This is a genomic window from Mycobacterium sp. IDUB_3 (assembly GCF_055419585.1).
In genome coordinates, this window is record NZ_JBVAXZ010000001.1 from 3324211 (window position 1) to 3343095 (window position 18885).

Annotated in this window: 20 protein-coding genes and 1 pseudogene; 12 read left to right on the plus strand and 9 right to left on the minus strand. The window is 68.0% G+C overall.

Going from position 1 to position 18885, the window contains the following annotated elements:
* Positions 1-78: 78 nt before the first annotated feature.
* The 3 genes from ACZYVJ_RS15395 to ACZYVJ_RS15405 are packed head-to-tail and all read right to left on the minus strand — an operon-like array spanning position 79 to position 2351.
* Entirely contained in the window at positions 79-897 is an 819-nt protein-coding gene (locus ACZYVJ_RS15395; RefSeq protein ID WP_463831811.1) for an SDR family NAD(P)-dependent oxidoreductase, read from the minus strand.
* Positions 898-1311, minus strand: coding sequence for a nuclear transport factor 2 family protein (locus ACZYVJ_RS15400; RefSeq protein WP_463831812.1), 414 nt, complete (start codon positions 1309-1311; stop codon positions 898-900). It abuts the gene before it with no gap.
* Positions 1308-2351 carry a zinc-binding dehydrogenase gene (locus ACZYVJ_RS15405; protein WP_463833007.1) on the minus strand — a complete coding sequence of 348 codons (1044 nt, stop codon included), beginning with the start codon at positions 2349-2351 and terminating at the stop codon, positions 1308-1310. The genes ACZYVJ_RS15400 and ACZYVJ_RS15405 overlap by 4 nt, the downstream gene beginning before the upstream one ends.
* Positions 2352-2475: 124 nt before the next feature.
* Here ACZYVJ_RS15405 and ACZYVJ_RS15410 point away from each other — a divergent pair, with 124 nt between their 5' ends.
* The 3 genes from ACZYVJ_RS15410 (at position 2476) to ACZYVJ_RS15420 (ending at position 5641) form a co-directional block, all read left to right on the plus strand.
* The gene (locus ACZYVJ_RS15410; RefSeq protein ID WP_463831813.1) at positions 2476-3342 is read left to right on the plus strand and encodes a helix-turn-helix domain-containing protein; all 867 of its coding nucleotides are present in this window, start codon (positions 2476-2478) and stop codon (positions 3340-3342) included.
* 77 nt (positions 3343-3419) lie between these two features.
* Positions 3420-4808, plus strand: coding sequence for an MmgE/PrpD family protein (locus ACZYVJ_RS15415; RefSeq protein ID WP_463833008.1), 1389 nt, complete (start codon positions 3420-3422; stop codon positions 4806-4808).
* Positions 4809-4876: 68 nt separating this feature from the next.
* Positions 4877-5641, plus strand: coding sequence for a DUF2127 domain-containing protein (locus tag ACZYVJ_RS15420; RefSeq protein ID WP_463831814.1), 765 nt, complete (start codon positions 4877-4879; stop codon positions 5639-5641).
* A 22-nt stretch (positions 5642-5663) separates the two neighbouring features.
* Here the strand turns inward: ACZYVJ_RS15420 and ACZYVJ_RS15425 are convergent, their stop codons facing one another.
* Positions 5664-6278 (minus strand): PaaI family thioesterase, encoded by a 615-nt coding sequence (locus tag ACZYVJ_RS15425; protein ID WP_463831815.1) that lies wholly within the window; start codon positions 6276-6278, stop codon positions 5664-5666.
* 91 nt (positions 6279-6369) lie between these two features.
* On the opposite strand from ACZYVJ_RS15425, the gene ACZYVJ_RS15430 reads away from it, so the two are divergent.
* The 3 genes from ACZYVJ_RS15430 to ACZYVJ_RS15440 all read left to right on the plus strand — a co-directional run bounded on the left by ACZYVJ_RS15430 (position 6370) and on the right by ACZYVJ_RS15440 (position 8271).
* A complete protein-coding gene (locus ACZYVJ_RS15430; RefSeq protein ID WP_463831816.1) occupies positions 6370-7215 on the plus strand; it encodes an SDR family oxidoreductase in 846 nt (281 codons plus the stop codon).
* Between the two features lie 153 nt (positions 7216-7368).
* The gene (locus ACZYVJ_RS15435; protein ID WP_463831817.1) at positions 7369-7533 is read left to right on the plus strand and encodes a hypothetical protein; all 165 of its coding nucleotides are present in this window, start codon (positions 7369-7371) and stop codon (positions 7531-7533) included.
* Positions 7534-7551: 18 nt separating this feature from the next.
* A complete protein-coding gene (locus ACZYVJ_RS15440; protein WP_463831818.1) occupies positions 7552-8271 on the plus strand; it encodes a class I SAM-dependent methyltransferase in 720 nt (239 codons plus the stop codon).
* Here the strand turns inward: ACZYVJ_RS15440 and ACZYVJ_RS15445 are convergent.
* Positions 8241-8744: pseudogene (locus ACZYVJ_RS15445) on the minus strand (CGNR zinc finger domain-containing protein); the annotation flags it as partial. The gene ACZYVJ_RS15440 and the pseudogene ACZYVJ_RS15445 overlap by 31 nt on opposite strands.
* Positions 8745-8829: 85 nt before the next feature.
* Between ACZYVJ_RS15445 and ACZYVJ_RS15450 the strand changes: the two are divergent.
* Positions 8830-9525: an SDR family oxidoreductase gene (locus ACZYVJ_RS15450; RefSeq protein WP_463831819.1), complete on the plus strand. Its 696-nt coding sequence runs from the start codon at positions 8830-8832 to the stop codon at positions 9523-9525.
* A gap of 247 nt (positions 9526-9772) precedes the next feature.
* Positions 9773-10231 (plus strand): SRPBCC family protein, encoded by a 459-nt coding sequence (locus ACZYVJ_RS15455; RefSeq protein ID WP_463831820.1) that lies wholly within the window; start codon positions 9773-9775, stop codon positions 10229-10231.
* Positions 10232-10268: 37 nt separating this feature from the next.
* On the opposite strand, the gene ACZYVJ_RS15460 is transcribed toward ACZYVJ_RS15455, so the two are convergent.
* From ACZYVJ_RS15460 to ACZYVJ_RS15470, 3 genes are all read right to left on the minus strand, one after another.
* Positions 10269-11009, minus strand: a complete 741-nt coding sequence (locus tag ACZYVJ_RS15460; protein WP_463831821.1) for a class I SAM-dependent methyltransferase — start codon at positions 11007-11009, stop codon at positions 10269-10271.
* A gap of 139 nt (positions 11010-11148) precedes the next feature.
* Entirely contained in the window at positions 11149-12522 is a 1374-nt protein-coding gene (locus ACZYVJ_RS15465; RefSeq protein ID WP_463831822.1) for an adenylate/guanylate cyclase domain-containing protein, read from the minus strand.
* A gap of 40 nt (positions 12523-12562) precedes the next feature.
* Positions 12563-13162, minus strand: a complete 600-nt coding sequence (locus tag ACZYVJ_RS15470; protein WP_463831823.1) for a TetR/AcrR family transcriptional regulator — start codon at positions 13160-13162, stop codon at positions 12563-12565.
* Between the two features lie 186 nt (positions 13163-13348).
* Here ACZYVJ_RS15470 and ACZYVJ_RS15475 point away from each other — a divergent pair, with 186 nt between their 5' ends.
* The 4 genes from ACZYVJ_RS15475 to ACZYVJ_RS15490 all read left to right on the plus strand — a co-directional run bounded on the left by ACZYVJ_RS15475 (position 13349) and on the right by ACZYVJ_RS15490 (position 17904).
* The gene (locus ACZYVJ_RS15475; RefSeq protein ID WP_463831824.1) at positions 13349-14308 is read left to right on the plus strand and encodes an oxygenase MpaB family protein; all 960 of its coding nucleotides are present in this window, start codon (positions 13349-13351) and stop codon (positions 14306-14308) included.
* Between the two features lie 148 nt (positions 14309-14456).
* On the plus strand, positions 14457-15221 hold the full coding sequence (locus tag ACZYVJ_RS15480) for an SDR family oxidoreductase (RefSeq protein WP_463831825.1): 765 nt from the start codon (positions 14457-14459) through the stop codon (positions 15219-15221).
* 179 nt (positions 15222-15400) lie between these two features.
* Positions 15401-16504: a phenazine antibiotic biosynthesis protein gene (locus ACZYVJ_RS15485; RefSeq protein ID WP_463831826.1), complete on the plus strand. Its 1104-nt coding sequence runs from the start codon at positions 15401-15403 to the stop codon at positions 16502-16504.
* A gap of 35 nt (positions 16505-16539) precedes the next feature.
* A complete protein-coding gene (locus tag ACZYVJ_RS15490; protein ID WP_463833009.1) occupies positions 16540-17904 on the plus strand; it encodes an aldehyde dehydrogenase family protein in 1365 nt (454 codons plus the stop codon).
* Positions 17905-17925: 21 nt separating this feature from the next.
* On the opposite strand, the gene ACZYVJ_RS15495 is transcribed toward ACZYVJ_RS15490, so the two are convergent.
* On the minus strand, positions 17926-18669 hold the full coding sequence (locus ACZYVJ_RS15495; protein ID WP_463831827.1) for a cutinase family protein: 744 nt from the start codon (positions 18667-18669) through the stop codon (positions 17926-17928).
* Positions 18670-18885: the final 216 nt, after the last annotated feature.

An 18885-nucleotide genomic window follows, 5' to 3' on the forward strand; every position in this document is an offset into this window, starting at 1 on the left:
CCGATTCCGAACTTTGGCAAACCTCTCTGTCATCCGTTACGACGCACAGCGAACGCCCGAAGTTCCCGCCGGTTCCGGCTAGGCGTCCGGGCCCATCGCCGCGGCGGCGGCCTGGGCGAACAGCTCGACGGCCTGGTTGCGGCTCAGCGATGCCAGCAGCTGTGCCGCGGCGCGCATGGTGTCGCCCACCATCAGGGTGGGGCCGTTGCCCAGGTTCTCGAAGGCCTCGGCGATGACGTCGGACACGGCCGCCGCGTCCGGGGGCACCTCGTCGGGGGAGCCGATCAGGCCGCGGGTGTACTCGAGTTCGCGCAAAGCCGGTGTGTTGGTCTTGCCGAGGATGAGGCCCAAAACGTCGACGCCCTTGTCGTGCAGTTCGGCCCACAGCGCCTCGGCGAAGACCATGTCGAACGCCTTCGATGCGCCGTAGGCGACCATGTTCGGCCCGCCGGCCAGCCCGGCCCCGGAACCGAAGATGACGATGCCGCCGCTGCCGCGCTCCACCATCGCGGGCGCGTAGTGGTGACACAACTGCATGGGCACCATGCAATTGCGCTGCACCATGGCTTCGGCCGCCTCGATCGGATTGGCAAGGAAGGGCTCGAAATTGGGGTCGGCACCGGCGCAGTACACGAGCGTGCCGATCTCCAGGTCGCCGGCCGCCTCGGCCACCGCCGCGGCGGCGCCCGGCTGAGCGAGATCGATTGCGACGGTGCGGGTTTGCACCGAATACTTGGCCTCGATGTCGGCCGCGACGCGGTCGAGTACGGCTTGCCGGCGGGCCAGCAGCACCACGTTGACACCGCGCTCGGCGAGCCCTTCGGCGAACGCCGCACCCACACCATCGGACGCGCCGGCCACCAGCGCCCAGGGCCCGTATTTCGTCGCGAATGTCATCTATCCGCCTCCGACCGTCGTGATGCGAACCTGCGTGTAGCGCCGGCGGGCGATGCGCCACCCTGCCGGCGTGCGCACGATGTCGTCGTCGTAGAAGCCGATCGCGTTGACACCAGAGTTGTTGTCGCCGGCCATGATCAGGCCGTCGATGTAGGTGCGTGCCGTGGCATTGTCGCCGTCCAGGGTGATGGCCTGGTTGGTCAGGCGGTGCAACGTGTGTCCGGCCAGGGCGTGCACCTGCTCCATGAAGTCGGCGACTGCGTCGACGCCGTTCCAGGTTCCGATCTCGCCGTAGTCCAGTTGGCAGTCGTCGGTGAAGACGGTGCGAAACAACGGCCAGTCGCGACGGTCGATCCCCGTGGCATAGCGCACCAGCAGTTCGAAGATGTCTTGGCGGTCATCGCGTTCGCTCACGAGGGGCCTCCATTCGGACGGACGACGATCCGGGGCGGGCCGTCGGACCTGCGGGCCTGATCGAGGGCCTCTGGCACGTCGTCGAGGCCGATGATCCTGCCGACACTCGGCAGCGGGTCCAGTCGGCCCGCCGCGATGGCGTCGAGTGTGCCGTACCAGTCCTGCGGGTGTGGTCCCCCCCCGAACTGAATCGTCACGCCTTGGCGGGTGGCGGTGGTGATGTCGAGGGTGTCGCCGGTGTACCAGCCGCCCGCGCAGTAGATGCGGGTGCCCATTTCGGCGGATTCGACCAACTTCTGGATCAGCCCGGGGGCGCCCACGCACTCGAATACGACTGCCGGCCCGGGCAATCCGCGTTGCGCGCGCATCTCGTTGAACGCGTCGAACGGGGACTTTTCGCCCGGGTCGACCAGCACGTGCGCGCCGAAGTGGTCACCGGCCAGCCGGCACCGGTCGGATTTGTAGTCGGCGACGACGATGGGTTCGATACCGCGGCCGGCCAGGGCCGCGACGGCCGAGAGCCCGATCGCTCCCGCACCGATGACGATGGGGATCTCGCCTTGCTGCAGCTGCGCCGAGCGCACGTAGAACTCGCCGACGGCGAACGCATCGGTCAATGCCACGGCGTCGCTGGACACCTCGCCGGGGACGGGCTTGGCCGCCGCCTCCGAAACCACAAGCAGCTCAGCAAAACTGCCCTGCGCCTCGGGATGCTGACCGATGATGCGCATCCCACCGGCGCCGCCGTCGACCAGACGCACCGGCATGGCCGTCACGCGCGTACCTGCGGCGAACTGCTCGGTGCAGCCCGGCCCGTGTCCGACGACCTCGCCCACGAATTCGTGGCCGAGCACGATGTCGCGGTCGGGGTCGTACAGCGAGCGGCCGGTCGGATCGTCGATGGCGAGCTCGGGATGATCCATGAAATGCACGTCGGACGCGCAGATCGCGGTGCTCAACGTCCGCAGCAACAGCTCACCCGGCCCGGGTTCGGGGTCCGGCGTCTCGCGGACCTGTAACCGACCGTCTCGCAAAACCACAGCGCGCAATGCGTTAACTCTCTCGAATAATCGATATAGAATCTCGAATGTTCGTACAACTGTAAAAACGCCGCCGTAAAGGAGTCAAGCGATTCGCGGTTCGACGTCAGCGCCGACCGCGCGCGTGCTCGATGTCGTCGAGCTGCTGGCGCGGTCTCCAAATGCGCGGTTGCGCTTCTCCGACGTGGTGCGCGAGCTGGATCTCACCCAGGCGACCGCGCACGCGATCCTGAAGACGCTGTGCGACCGCGGGTGGGCCAGTCGCGATCCGGTCGCGAAGACGTTCGCGCTTGGTCCCGCACTCGCGGTGGTGGCCGCCCGCACGGACACCGCCCGGCCGCTCGCGCATGCGGCGCGGTCCGCGGCCCTGCGGCTTTCCCGGAAAGTCGGCTACGCCTGTTCGGTGGTCGAGAAGTTCGGTGATTCCTTGGTGGTCACCGCCTTTGAGGGCGAACCGGCCACGCAGCCGGCGGGCATACCGGGTGATCGCATCCCGTACGCGCCGCCGTTCGGCGTGGCGATGGCGGCCTGGGACACCGAAGAGGAACAACGCGGGTGGATCCGGCGGGGCGCCGGTGACAACGCCGACCGCGCCCAGCGCCTGCAACAGGTGCTCGCGCACACGCGTGACCGGGGATTCGACGTCGACTGGACGACGCCGGCGCTCGCGCAGGCGGTGCAGGTGGTCGGCACTTTGGACAGCAGCGAGATGCCGACTCCGGTGCGCCACATCATGGACCAGTTGTTGGTCGAGTTCACCACCATCGGGTTTCTCTCCGACGACAACCCGGGCCGACGCAAGCAACCCGTGGTGACCATCGCCGCTCCGGTTTTCGACGAACGGGGACGCGTTGCCCTGATGGTGGCCGTGCACCCGCTGTGCGCGCTGAGCGCGCGACAGATCCGCGACATCGGAAAACACCTGACCGAAGAGACGGCCGCACTCAGCGGATCGCGACCGCAGCCGGCCGCGATCGATACCGCCATGTAGCCCCGCGGCGGTCGTTACCCGCGCGCCTCGGGGTAGCCTCGCCTGGGAGGCGAAAAGTGGTGTCACATAACTACGTTGTGGACGAGCTGGCCGAATTCGTCATCGGCGCGCGGCCGGCGGATCTGACCGGACAGCCGCGCGCACTGTTGAAACGCAACGTGCTCGACAGCCTCGCGTGCGCCGTCGGCTCGCTGGACGGGGAACTCGTCCCGACGATTCGTGACCACACTGCCCAGTTCGGTGGCGCGCCCACGGCCACCCTGGTCGGCGGCGGGCGGGCGTCGGTGGACCAGGCCGCATTCTTCAACGCGGTGCTGGTGCGCTATCCCGATCTGCTCGACACCTATCTGACCGTGGGCGGCCTGTGCCATCCCGCCGACAACCTCGGCGCCGTGCTGGCCGTGGCCGAGCACACCGGCGCCAGCGGGGCCGACTTTCTGCTGGCGCTGGCGGTCGCCTACGAGGTCCAATGCCGTTTCAGCGCACAGGTTCCCGTGATGGCACGCGGGCTCAACCACGCGCTGCAGCTGTCGATGGCGGTTGCGGCGGGCAGCGCGAAGCTACTGGGGCTGAGCGCTGAACAAACCGCCAACGCCATCGCCGCCGCGGCGGCCGACAACGTGTCGCTGGCGACGGTCCATGCCGAACCGGTGTCGAACTGGAAGGGCATCTCGCCGGCGATAACCGGCATGCGCGCCGTGTACACCACGATGTTGGCCGCGCGCGGCATCACCGGACCCAAGTCGCTGTTCGAGGGCCCGCACGGGTTGGTGCAGCTGTTCGATCAGCCCATCGATCTGCACACCGGCGACCGGAGCCTGCGCTGCGTCGAGCAGACCTATCTGAAGCAGTACTGCTCACTCATCCACGGCCAGGTCGTGATCGACGCGGTTCTCGCCGTTCGGACCGAGAACGGTTTGCGCGGTGCGGATGTCGCGCGGGTGGTCCTCGAGGTCTTCCAGGGCGCATACGACTTCGCCGGTGGCGGCGCATATGGCGACAAAGAGCATCCGATCACCAAGGAACAGGCCGACTACAACCTCAAGTACCTGACCGCGGCCGCCCTGCTCGACGGTGGCGTCGGCCCCGAACAGCTTGAGAACGAACGTGTTCTGCGAAACGACGTCCAGGACCTGTTGTCGCGCGTGGAGGTCAAGCCGGCCGATGATCTGACCGCCGACTATCCGCAACGCACGGCCGCGCGCGTGCACGTGATCGCGAACGACGGGCGAGAGTTCAGCCGCGAGCAGTCGGATTACGAGGGATCACCCACCCGTCCGATGTCCTGGGAACGCGTCGTGGACAAGTTCGGCTGGCTTGCCGAACCCTTCTGTGACGAGCTGCTGCGTGACGACATCGTCGCCGCGGTGGCCCGGCTCGATGACATCGGAGTCGCCGAGCTCACCGGACTCCTCGGGTCGGTGCTTCCCTCCGCCCGGTGCGCGCGCAGCAAGCCGCGCTTCTGACACCCTTCCGACGCACCTCCTGCGCGCCCCCCTTGCGTGGCCGACCGCCCGCCATGAATGATCCGGCCATGGGGAAAGAACACCGCCACAACCGGTGGGAGCTGGTCAGCTGCGCCGTTGCCGGCCACGTCACCTATGCACCCGACGACAAGTCACTCGCCGACCGGCTGAGCGGTAACACCGGGCTGGGCGAAGTCTGGCGCTGCTTGCGGTGCGGCGAATTCACCGTCGGCGCGCCGCACGGACGCGGCCGCGCAGAGGACGCTCCGATGATCATGCGCGGCAAGGCGTTACGTCAGGCCATCATCATCCGCATCCTGGCGGTGGAACGGTTGCTCCGGGCGGTGGTGATCGCGCTGGCGGCCTATGCGGTGTGGAAGTTCCGCGGGGCGCGCGGTGCGATCCAGGCCACTCTCGATCGCGACCTGCCGATCTTTCGCACCGCCGGCTTCAAGGTCGACCAGATGACCGTCGTGCACGAACTGGAAAAGGCGTTGGCCGCCAAGCCGTCCACACTGGCCCTGCTCACCCTGATGCTGGCCGGCTACGCCCTGCTCGAGGTCGTCGAAGGGGTGGGCTTGTGGCTGCTGAAGCGCTGGGGCGAATACTTCGCGGTGGTCGCCACGTCGGTGTTCTTGCCGCTCGAGATCCACGACCTGGCCAAGGGCATCACGATGACCCGGGTGGTGACCTTCACGATCAACGTCGCGGCGGTGATCTACCTGCTGGTCTCGAAACGACTGTTCGGGCTGCGGGGTGGCCGCAAGGCCTACGACGAGGAACGACGCGGCGAGCAGCTGCTCGACGTCGAGAAGGCCGCGGCGGCGAGCTGACCCGCCCGCCGGGCGCCGACGGTCATGCCCGCGTGTCCCTGGGCTGGATGAAAACGCCTTCGGCCTCCACGGTGACGCCGTCCTCGTCGGCCAGGTGGCCGACGGCGAAGATCTTGACACCATCGACCCGGTCGACGCGAGCCTCCGCCCGCAGTCGCCGGCCCAGCGCGGTGGGGCGCCGGTACCGCAAGCTCAGGGTGCCGGTGAACGCGGGCTTGTCGGGCTGATGGGCTGTCGCGCCGAGCACATGGTCGAGCACCAGGGCGCACACCCCGCCGTGAACGGTGTCCGGCGGCCCTTCGTAGGCGGCGCCCAGCACGAACTCCGACCACACCAGGCCATCGGGATCGTGATGGATGACCAGCGGCGGCGCCACCGGGTTCCGCTGCCCTACCACGGCGTTGCCCCACGCAATGGTCTGGCCGTCGGGGGTTCGGTGCACGCCGAACGGCCCGGGTAGCAGTTGATCGCTCAATTCATCTGCCGCACTGTCGATTCTGGCTATCGCCGCCGCCACGGCCGTCGGCCCGGCTTCGGTGCGGATGCTGATGTCGAGGAGCCGGCGAACCGATTCGGCCAGCGGCGCGTAAACCGACTCGAGCTGACTGACATCGATGCAGGGCGTCTGGTCATGCATCCTGGCAACTTAACAGTGCGACCACTGGGTGGGCGGTGCCCGTCGGAGCGGAGCATTGTCCCGGCATACTGCCCTGAGAACGGAGGAGTCAATGGGGACCTATGCCATTACCGGGTCGGCTTCCGGGATGGGCCGCGAGACCGCCCGGCGTCTTCGGGACAACGGGCACAGCATCATCGGTGTCGACCTCAAGGACGCCGATGTGGTCGCCGACTTGTCGACGCCCGACGGGCGTAAAGCGGCGGCCGACCGCGTCCTGGAACTCTCGGGCAACCGACTCGACGGTGCCGTCCTGGCGGCCGGCCTGGGTCCGAGTCCCGGCCGCGACCGCGTCCGCCAGATCGCTGCGGTCAACTACTTCGGGGTCGTCGAATTGCTCGCCGCGTGGCGTCCCGCGCTGGCCGCCGCCGAACGCGCGAAAGTCGTTGCCGTCGGCAGTAATTCGACCACCACCATACCGGCGGTGCCGCGCCGTGCGGTCAAAGCGCTGCTTGCCCACGATGCAGACAAGGCGGTGCGAACGGTGCGGCTACTGGGTCCGGTCGCGCCGACCATGATGTACGGGGCGTCCAAGATCGCGGTCAGCCGTTGGGTGCGGCGACACGCGGTGCGTCCGGAGTGGGCCGGCTCGGGCGTGCGCTTGAACGCGCTATCACCCGGCGCGATCATGACACCGCTTCTGCAGGAGCAGTTGTCCGACCCGAGGCAGGCCAAGGCCGTCCGGTCGTTCCCCGTCCCGGTGGGCGGCTTCGGTGACGCAGGGCACATGGCCGACTGGATGTGCTTCATGCTGTCGGACGCCGCCGATTTTCTCTGCGGCAGTGTAGTATTCGTTGACGGCGGTACCGACGCGTATTTCCGCCCTGATGACTGGCCGAAGGCGTTACCGGCACACCGATTGCCCGGTTATCTGCGCAGGTTCAAGGGTTTTCACTAGCCGCACTGTTGCGGGTCTTTCCTCGCGTCACGGATGTGCCGTACACCACAGTCGGCTTTTCATGGCGTTCACCGCGGCGCGGCGCCCTCGTAAAACGGCTGCGGTGCAATTGAATGAGTCGGCGCACATGCCGAAAGAACAAAGGAACACATTGTGGCAACACTTCCGGCCTGGGTCGGCCAGGCTCCCGCCACTTTCGACGTGGTCGCGCCACTGAAGGCGCGCGCCTTCGATGTAGTGCACGCGGTGCTCAGAAGCGGGCGGCGACCGGTGGACCCGGGCCCGCGCCTGATGCCCAAGGGCGTCGAACGCTGCTGACGTACGACTGGGTCGGCGGTGGATGACTACGCGAAGCACGACGACTACTGGAACCACAACACCGCCTATCACCCGTGGCTGGTCGACATCGCCTCCCGGCACCGCGGCGACGTCCTGGATGTCGGATGCGGCGAGGGGTTGCTTGCCGCGCGGCTAGCCGAGGTGTCGCGCAGCGTCGTGGGCATCGATGCCGACGCGACATCGGTGCGGCGCGCCTCGCGGCGGCTGCGGGCGGTTGGTAACGCGTCGGCGGAATTGCGCCGCTTCGAGGACCTCGAGCAGGCCGAGGGCTCGTTCGACCTCATCACCTTCGTCGCCAGCCTGCACCATCTTTCGCTGCGCGACGCACTGTGGAAAGCACGCCAAATGCTGCGTCTCGCAGGGCAATTAGCGGTCGTCGGACTGTCCGCTAACAAGAGCGTCGCCGACTGGTTGTGGGCCGGTCTGTGTTTACCGGCGGTGCGCATCGGGTCTAGGCTGCACCGGGAAACCCGCAACATCGGCGTGCCCGTCGCCGATCCCCGCGAAAGCCTGGCCGAGATCCGGCAGGCAGCCGAAGACGTCCTACCGGGGGCCCGTATCCGAAGGGGGCTTTACTACCGGTACGCCTGCTCTGGCGGAACGCCTGACGCCCGGTCCCGTTCGCGCCGCCGAGCCCGCGAGGCCCGCAGATTGACGGCATTGCCGCACGTTTTGACGTCGTGCCAGACCCCGCTGTTGTTTTTCGAGCGGTCGTAGAACGTCGACCCGCACCGGTGGTTGTGGCACCGCTTGATCCGCCGCCAGGTTCCGGCGTGCTGGCTCAACAGGATCTCGCCCCACAATGCCGACACCAGCCAGCGCCAGCCGCCGCCGGCGGGATCCAGCCGTACCTCCCCGGAATCGGACAGCGCGAAGGATGCCGCGACGGCGCTGGGGCCGCGTCCGCTGGGCGGTTCGCCGTCCACCAGCTGCTCGACGGTGGCACGCACGGCCCGAAGCCTGACCAGGTCCGCGTCGCCCAGCTCCGGTGGCTGCAGGTCCGCGCCGCGTGCGGCCGACCACGCCCGCACCGCGGCGGCCGCCCAGTCGCCGGCGAGCTTCGGGTCGGCCAACAGGTCCGGCCCGTACCCGTCGATGCCCCTCGTGTTCAAGAAGTCCTGGACCAGACCCAGGCCGCCGGGCGCCGCGGCGCACCCGTATCGCTGTGACGCAACCCACCGGGAAGACATAGGCAAACTATAGTTGACTATGTCGCGCGGGTCAACTAGCGTGACGCAAGCAAAGCATTTTTGCCTAAGTCAAAGGAGAGCGATCATGGTCAACGTCAAGGGGTCCACGGTGGTGGTCACCGGTGGACAACGCGGGCTCGGCAAGGCCATCGTGTCGGAGTTGTTGGAACGCGGCGCGGCCAAGGTCTACGCCACGGCCCGGGCGCCGAAGCCCAGTCAGGACGCGCGCGTGATCAGCGTCGAATTGGAGGTCACCGAACCGGATTCGGTAGCCGCGCTGGCGGCCAGGGCGTCGGACGCCGACATCGTCATCAACAACGCCGGTGTGCTCGGCGCCCGGAGCCTGCTCGCCAGCGACATCGACGAGGTCCGGGCGGTCTTTGAGACCAACTACTTCGGTGCGTTGCGCGTGGCCAAGGCGTTCGCCCCGATCCTGGCCGACAACGGTGGTGGGGCACTTGTCGATATTGCGTCGATTTTGTCGTGGATGCCGGGGTCCGGTGGGTATGGCGACTCCAAGGCCGCACTGTGGTCGACGACGAATTCGCTGCGGATCGAGCTCGAGAAGCAGGGCACCCTGGTGGTCGCCGCGCACCTCGGCTTCACCGACACCGAGATGACGTCCGGCTTCGACGCACCGAAGAACGACCCGCGCCAGGTGGCGCGCGCGATCGTCGACGGCATCGAGGCGGATGACACCGAGGTGCTGGCCGACGACGACACCCGCTACGTCAAGGCGGCGCTGTCCGGACCGATCGAGGCGCTGCCCCGGATGGGGTGATGGCTGGAGCGTGAGAGGTCTGTCCGAAGGCAGAGCCCCGTGGTGTGACGGTGGGTCAATCAGCCCCTTGCGGTGGCTCACTTTGTCGTAGCCAGGACTAGGCTCTCTGCGCTTCGGACAGATCACCGGGTTGTCCCGGCACGACCACCGTCGCACGCGCGCATCGGCGCGACGACGGCCCAAGGTCCTCACGGCCCGGCCCAAAGTCACCAGCGCATCGACCGGCCCGGCGTGTTTGGATAACACCATGTCCGATACGGAACTCGATCGCGTCGTGAGCGCCACCCGCGTGATGTCGGCCAACGCCGCCCGGATTTTCGAACTGATCGCCGACCCGTCGCGCCAGCCGAGCTGGGACGGCAACAACAACCTGGCGTCGTCGGCCGCCGGCCAGCGCGTTCATCGGGTCGGCGACGTCTTCAAGACCACGCTGACCAACGGGGCGGTGCGGGAGAACCACGTCACCGAGTTCGTCGAGGGCAGCAAGATCGCTTGGCGCCCAGCCGAACCCAACAAGCAGCCGCCGGGCCACCTGTGGCGCTGGGAGCTCAGCCCGGTCAACGCCGAGCTGACCACGGTCACCCACACCTACGACTGGACGGAGCTGGCCGACGCCACCCGCCTCGAGCGGGCCCGTGCGACGACGGCCGACATGTTGCGCGAGTCCATGGACCGGCTCGCTCTGCTCGCGCAGTCGCCGGACTAAGGGCCGTCGCCCAGCCGTCGAAACGCCCGGTTGGCGGTCAGCCCTTCTTGGCGCGCACCCACTGGAACGTGCCGAAGTTCTTCACTCGCACGCTGGCAAAACCGTTGTCCTCCAAGACATCGCCGATCTCGTCGTCGCCGAACACGTGCGCCCCGACGTTGGGCATCAGCCGCCAGTACCGGGCCAGCCGACCGGCGGTCGGGACCATGACGGCCAGCCTGCCGCCGGGCCGCAGCACGCGGGCGATCTCGGCTAGGGCGGCCGCCGGATCAGGCACCAATTGCAGCACCGCGGTCGACACCGCGACGTCAATAGTGTTATCGCGCAGCGGAAGTCGTTGTGCGTCGGCCTTGATGAAGCCGACCTGCGGCCCGGCCTCATTGCGTACGGCGCGGGCGAGCATCGGCTCGGAGATATCGATGCCGAGGCCCAGCCCCTTCGGGCCGGCGGCACGCGCCAGCGACGCGGTGACGTTGCCCGGGCCCGAGCCGATGTCCAGCGCGATGCCGCGCTGCGGAACGTCCAACCACTGCAGCGGCAACTGCCACGCGCTGATCCAGCGGCGGGAAAGCGCTTGGGCGTTGTCGTAGAGCATCGACCCGATCGGTGACGCCCACGCCGCCTGGATCGGGCCGGTGTTCTTCTCGACGGCGCCGTCGTTATCGGCGCCGAGCAGGTCGAGATAACCCTTGCTCACGTCGGGATCGGCCGGTGGGTCGATGAGCAGGTCCAGCGCTCGCCGGAGCGCGGGAGGCAGCGAGATGTGCACGTCGGTCATGCGTACTCCTTCGATCAAATGCCAAGCCAGACGCCAGAATCGAATGGAAAGCCGCGAAGCCCTCGGCTCGGACAAAGTCCCCGTCCGCAGCCTACGCCGAGGCTCCGGACGCTTCGACCGCTACGAATTGTCTTCCGGGTTACCGGCGGACGACGGCGTGCTCGCGAGCCAGGGCGTACAGCCGCCAGTAACCGGGCACGCCCTTGAGCGCGGTCTCGCCGCGGTCGCCGAACCTGTGCCGCGAGCCGGTGACGATGTCGCGCAGCGTGGACGACACCAGCACCTCGCTGGGCCCGGCGAGTGCCGCCACCCGCGCGCCGATGTGTACAGCCATGCCCGCGACGTCGGCGCCGCGCACCTCGACTTCACCGGCGTGAATGCCGACCCGTACCTCGATGCCCAGCACGTGAACGGCGTCCACGATGGCGTCGGCGCAGGCGATCGCCGCGCTCGGGCTGCTGAACGTTGCGACGAATCCGTCCCCTGCCGTGTTGACTTCGCGGCCGCCGAAGCGCTGCAGTTCGTGGCGCACGATCCTGTCGTGGTTGTCCAGCAGGTCGCGCCAGCGGTGGTCACCAAGGGCGGCGGCGCGCTCGGTGGAGCCGACGATGTCGGTGAACACGATCGTGGTGAGCAGCCGTTCGGCGTCGGAGCCGCCACGCACCCCGGTGATGAACTCTTCGATCTCGTCGAGCATGGGCGCGGTGTCGCCGACCCAGTACAGGGCGTCCTCGCCGGGCAGTTGGACGAGGTGTGATCCGGCGATGCGCTCGGCGAGGTAGTGCGCGTGCTCGACGGGGCTGAAGTTGGGGTTGTCGCGATGCAGGATCAGCGTCGGCACGCCGACGCGAGGCAGCCGGTCGCGGACATCGCCCTCCCTGACCTTGTTGATGAACGCACGGGCCATGCTGGGCGAGGCGGCCCGGTTGCCGGCCATATCCCACCACGAGCGGAACGCGGCGTCATCCGCCACGGAGGGCGCGATGATGCCGAGCATGTCGAAACCCTGCTCGACGGCGTCCGGCTCCATCCCGATCGACGTAAATCGATCGGCGGCGTCGAGCTCGGCGCCGATGGGGTAGTCGGGACCCCGCAGCGTTCGCGCCGCGCCGTTGGCGATGACAAGGCTGTTCACCCGATCGGAGTGGTCGGCGGCCAGAACCACGCCGGCCAGCGAGGTGAAACCGGGGGCGAAGATAGTGGCTCGCTCGCAACCGACCGCGTTCATGACCGCGAGCGCATCCTGTGCCCACGATTCCGGGCCGAGCATGTCCAGCGGAACCCGGGACGACAGGCCGATCCCGCGCTGATCGAAGCGGATCACCCGGCAGAACGACGCCAGCCGGCGATGAAAGCGGTACATCGAGGGCTCGAGGTCGACGCAGTCGATCGGGATCAGCGGGCCCGGCAGCACGAGCAGGTCCATCGGCCCATCGCCGAAGACCTGATAGGCGATGTCGATCTCGCCGCAACTGGCATACCGGGTCCGCGGAGCGGCAGAACTCCCAGCCACGACTCAAGGCTAGTGCAGGGTGCCGACAAATCCAGGCCCGTTAACGGTCCCCGCCGATGATCGGCACCAGATAGCGCGCGGCGTACTCGCGCACCGCGGCCGGGTCCGAGGTGTCGAGCCGGTCGGTGGGAAAGACGATGATGCCTAGGGCGACGCGAAGCAGGATGTCGGCGATGTTGTCCAGGTCGGGCTCGGCCAGCTCGGCGCCGCACCGCCGCAGGGTACGGGCGATGCCGTCGGCGAACTGGCGAATCGGGAAGGCCTGCGACCGGGAGAACATGCCGAACAGCTCGGGTTCGCTGTCGGCGATCCGCGAATACAGCGGCGAGTCCTGGACCAGGCGCACCCCGAGCGCGAACGCCTCGATCACCGCCTGTCGGGGGTCGCAGCCCGTTGTCGCGCGGTCCAGGGTGCTGAAGAAGAGCCCTGCCTCGCGTCGCACCACGTGGGCGAACAGGTTCTCCTTGGTCGAGAAGCGACGGTAGATGGTGCTGCGGCTGACCCCGGCCCGGGCGGCGACGTCGTCGATGTTGGCGCGGCGCACGCCGTAGGTCTCGAACACGTTGCGCGCGGTGTCCAAGATCGTGCGATCGAGCTCGGTGGGCGAATCGGCACTGGCAGAGCCCGGTTCGGACTGCATGATTGGCGGCATCGTATCAACTCCTCGGCGGGGTTCAGTGCCGACTTTCGGGCGTCGGTCCCGGCCCCGGGGCGTGTAAGCCGTGAGCGGTTGCTAGGCTTTTGGAACAAAGATACGAGTTTGTTTCATTGGTTCACAGCGTTTGGCGGGGACGCAGGCTCCGCCCGGTGCGACGAGGAGGTGGGCATGACCGCCCAGAACGACGCGTTGGCCGCGCCGACAGCGGGGTCGCGGTTTGACACCGGCGTTCGGGAAGCGATGCCCATGCCCATCGACGACGAGGTCGACGACGCCGCACCGCGGCTGGGTCCGGATTCGTTGATCTGGAAGTTCTACGGGGACAACCGGACTCAGCTCTTCGGATTCCAGCGCACCGCCGGGGTGGAGAACTGCATCGAACAGCTCGCCCAGGGCGTGCTGGACCATTCCGTCATCTTCAGCGACACGCTGGGCCGGGCCAAGCGGACCGCGCCGCCCCTGATGAACACCGTCTACTCCGACGAGCCCCACGAGTGGGGCCGCAAGGTGCGCGACTTCCACAAGACGATCAAGGGCACCATCAGCGACGGCTCGAGATATCACGCGCTGAATCCGGAGCTGTTCTGCTGGGCGCACGCCAGCTTCGTCGACCAGGTCATCTACAACGCCGACACGTTCATCCGCAGGCTGTCGTACGCGGAGAAGGAACAGATCTTCAACGAGGGCAAGCTCTGGTACAGCCTGTACGGCGTCAGCGACCGCGGACAACCGCAGACATACGACGACTTCCTGGCCTACTGGGACGAGATGCTCGACCGGTTCGTCCCGCACAAGACCGTGCTGTACGGCACCGGCTACATCCGCAAGGGCATCCCCGGGCCGCGCCGCATTCCCAAGCCGGTGTGGAAGATCCTGTCCGCGCCGCTGAACGCCTACACCCGGCTGGTCGTGGTCGGCACGCTGCCGCCACAGATGCGCGAGGTGTGCCAGCTGCAGTGGGATGCCAAGAAGGAGAAGCGCTTTGAGCGCATCGCCGCGGCCATCCGGGCGCTCAACCCGCTGTTCAACCGGCTGCCCGTCCGGGTGCTCTACACGAGCTGGGCGGCCGCGGCGTGGCAGCGCGCCGGCGTCGACCCGCGCCGGCTGCACAACCACCCGGCCGCGTAACGGATTCTTCGGCGGCCGCCTGGTCGTGACACCGCGCGGGCGCATAGGGCATCGTGGTTAGCCGGCTCCGCATTGGGGCATACCGCTAGGTCGGCCGGGTGGGCCGGTCGAGCGAGCCGATGGCAGGGCGACCCGAAGGAGAACCGCGATGCAGATGACCGGCAATACCGTTCTGGTCACCGGTGGCGGCAGCGGCATCGGCCGCGGCCTGGCTGAATCTTTCCACCGGCTGGGCAACCAGGTGATCATCGCCGCCCGGCGCAGTGACCACCTGCGGGCCGTCGCCGAGGCCAACCCGGGCATGCAGACCTTGTCGCTCGATCAGGGTGACGCCGCCGACATCCGGCAATTCGCCACACAGGTGACCGACCACTACCCGGACCTGAATGTGTTGGTCAACAACGCCGGCATCCAGCGGGTCGAGGATCTCACCAGCGGCAATGTCGGCCTGGCCGAGCAGTCGGTCGCCATCAATCTGCTGGGCCCTCTCCGGCTGACCTCGGCGCTGCTACCGGCGCTGCTGCGCAAGCCGCACGCCACGATCCTCAACGTCACGTCCGGTCTGGCCTTCATGCCCAGCGCGCTCACCCCGACCTACTGCGCCGCCAAGGCGGCGCTGCACTCCTACACCGAATCGCTGCGTTTCCAGCTTCGCGACACTTCGGTGCAGGTGATCGAGATCATTCCGCCGCACGTGCGGACGGCGCTGCAGGGCGAGCGGGGATTCGACCCCCGGGCCATGCCGCTGGAGGACTACATCACCGAGACGATGTCGCTGCTGCAGACGCAGCCGGACGCCAAGGAGATCGTGGTGGAGCGCGTCAAGATGTTCCGGTACGCCGAGCGTGACGGCACCTATGACGACATCTATCCGCGTTTCAACGAGGCGATCACCGCCCTGCTCGGCAGTTAGGCACCGGAGGTAGGCGCGGCGTGGCTCGCGCGGCTACTTCGGCGAACCGGCATGACGCTGAACACCACGTGCACGCCGATGAAACTCCTTGTGAAATAAGGCGATAAAGCGACACGACGACGCGAGTCGACGCCCGGCGTCCTTGGCGTAGCGGTCCACGATGGGACAGGATCGAGGACATGGCCGAAGTCGACTTCTCGTTGTTGGACGTCCCGCGTGCGGCACCGGTCGAGGATGCCGGGGCCTATCTGCGCGCCGCGATCGCCTGGCACTTCGGCGACGACACCGGATCGCCGTTCTGGCTGCGGACCGCGCGCGCACTGGACTTCGACCCGCTGACCGACGTCAGCGCCTTTGCCGATCTGCGATTGTTTCCCAACCTGATCAACGAATTGCGCAGTGTCCCAGTGGAGGATCTCATTCCGCGCGGCTACCTGACCCAGGGATCTGCGCCGCCGGTGCCCCAGATCTTCGAATCCGGCGGTACCACCGGCGCCCCGAAACGCACTGTGCAGATGCCGGATTGGGTCGCGCAGGTCATCGAATGGCAGACCGAGGACTTCGCCACGGGCGGCTTCCGGCGTGGCCAGGGCTTTCTCTGCCTGATGCCGAGCGGGCCACACGGCGTCGGTTACTTCTCCCGGCTGGTGTCGCAGCGGCTCGGGGCGGCCTTCCACGCGATCGACATCGATCCACGCTGGGTCAAAAAGATCGCCGCCCGTGGCGCCGCCGCCGACGTGGCGGCCTACGTCGACCATGTCGTCGAGCAGGCCGTCTTCGTGTTGCAGACGCAGAACGTCGCCAACCTGCACACCACCCCGCCGCTGCTGGAGGCCATGGCCCGCGACGACCGGGTGGTCGACCTGGTCAACGACAAGATCCGCTACCTGCTGCTCAGCGGCGCGCATGTGGATGCCGACACCCTCGACCTGCTGCGCGGGATCTTCCCGGCGACCACGATCACCATGGCGTTCGGCAGCACCATGGTGCTTTCGCAGGCCGTGACCCGAACCGTGGACGGCGACACGTTCGTCTTCGACCCGCGCACCCCGTACGTGGTGTTCTGGGTGGTGGATCCCGACACCGGGGAACGGGTGCCGTACGGGGAGCAAGGCCAGGTGCTGATGAACCACGTCAGCAAGGGCATGTTCATACCGAACAACCTGGAGCGCGACCTGGCGATCAGGATGCCCGGACCGGCTGGCGAACTCAGCGACTCGGTCAGCGAGGTGCGACCGGTGTCCACCTTCGAGGGTGAGGCCGTCATCGAAGGCGTGTACTGAACGTGGCAGGTGAGAACACCGGCGCCGCAGCCGGTTTGGTTGCGCTGGACGCGCTCGGCGCCGACGGCGGATACCGGACCCGCAACCGCGAGGTGATCACCACCACCGCGGGCGTCCCCGTCGCCGAGCTGAGCATGGTTGCGCCGCTGTACGTTTCGCGCACGCTGGGCGCGCAGCGCAAAGCCGCACCGCTGCCGCTCGCCGAGCGCGCGGGGGCACTGTCGCGGGCCGCCGACATCTTCGGGAACGACGTGATCGCCGGACTGGATTTCGAAGCCTATGTCGGGTTGGCCTGCCGCATCTCGGGCATGCCGATCGCCATCACCCGAGCCGGGGCGCGCGGTGTGGCCGACGCGGTCGCCGCCGCGTTCGATGCGGTCCGGCCGGCTCAGCCGGTGGGGACGACGCTGGACTGGCGCGAGGAGCGCACCCGCGCGGGCGGCGCATTGTGGCTGCGCCGGGGGGAGGTGTTCGCCGTGCACGCGGCCGGAAACGGCCCCGGTGTCCATGGGCTCTGGCCCCAGGCACTGGCGCTGGGCTACCGGGTCGCGGTGCGCCCATCGCGGCGCGAACCGCTGACGGCGCATCGGCTGGTGTGCGCGCTGCGGCGGGCCGGGTTTCGCGCCGAGGACGTCGTCTATCTACCCACCGACCATGCCGGGGCCGACGAGATCATCCGGTCGGCCGACCTCGCCATGGTGTACGGCGGCCAGGAGGTGGTCGACAAGTACGCCGGCGATCCGGCGGTGATTGTCAACGGACCGGGACGCACCAAGATCGTGATCACCGCCGACCGGGACTGGCGTGACCATCTCGACGTCATCGTCGACTCGATCGCCGACCACGGCGGCATGGCGTGCGTCAACACCACCGCGGTGCTCTACGAGGGCGATCCGACCGCTCTGGCCCGGGCGATCGCCGAACGACTGGCGACCATGGAGCCGCTGCCCACCGATGACGAACGGGCGAACCTGCCCACCCAGCCCGTCGAGAAGGCGCACGCCCTGGCGAACTTCCTGGCGGCCAAGGCCGCCGGGTCGACCCCGCTGCTCGGCGCCGATCAGGTGGTCGCCGACCTCGGGGACGGCTATGCAGCGCTGCGCCCCGCCGTCCATCTGCTGGCCGAACCCGACATCGACACGCTCAACCTCGAGCTGCCCTTCCCGTGTGTGTGGGTATCGGCCTGGACGCGCGAAGCCGGGGTGCGGCCGTTGCGGCATTCGCTCGTCGTCACCGCGATCACCGGCGACGAGACGCTGATCGACGATCTGGTCGCCGAGCCGACCGTCGCCAATGTCTACTGCGGGCACCATCCGACGTGGTGGCACGCACCGCACATCCCGCACGACGGATTCCTGGCCGACGCCCTGATGCGCAACAAGGGCTTCATCAGGGATTAGCCGGGAATCCCCGTCGGCCTGTCACTCCCCGAAGCCGCTGTGCGGCGACGCGACCGACTGTGCGGCGGGCCCGCCCGTACTCAGGTGGCTGGAGGCGAACGCGACTCCCTTGTCGATCACCGCGCCGTCGTCGGCGTAGGTGTCGTGGGCGGCGAAGTTCATCCCGTCCGAGCAGACCGGGTCCTCGGTGGCGCACACCTTGACGGTCTTGTCCTGGTACGCCGGGCCGATGACCACGGGTGGTTCGTTGAGGAAGTTCATCGCCCGCACGTTGGGCATGCCGAACAGCACCACCGAGGAGACGTGGTTGGCGACGTCGGGAGACAGCGGCTTGGGAACGGTGTTGGGGTCGATGCCGTCGGGCACCGCGGCCGAGGTGACAAAGCCCATAACGGCCGCGCCCTGGGAGTAGCCGCCGAGCACCATCTTGGTGTTGGGGCAGTCGTGGGCCATCGAAGTCACGTGGGCGCTGGCGTCTCTGATGCCGTCGATCCCGGTGGCCCACTGGTCACTGGCGGGGTAGTTGACCGGGTAGACGTCGAACGAGCGTCCGCCGACGCGTTGGTGCAGTGCGTCGACGAAGGCCTGACCGGTGGGGCCCACACCCGGCGCTTCACCGGTGCCGCGGGCGAACACCACTTGCACATCCGGACACTGGGCCGAGGCGGTGGGGATAACGGAAGTGGACAGGGCCGACACGGCCATGCCCGTCGCTGCGATAACTACTGCTGGACCGAGGGAACGAATGATGTGACGCGCAATCATGCCGCCATTGTGCCCAGCCAACACGCCCGCTAAACACAGGAAACACCGAAATTACCGTGTTCTCATAAAAATAACCGCCGCTGATGCGGACGGGCTGAGATTGGTTGTGCGCGGCGTTCATCCGGCGCGCCGCCCGGGCGGCATCCGCCCACCCGTCGCCGGGGTCGCCGAGACCCCGCCTCGGCCGGGGTGGAGCGCGGGCCCGGACTGCAATGT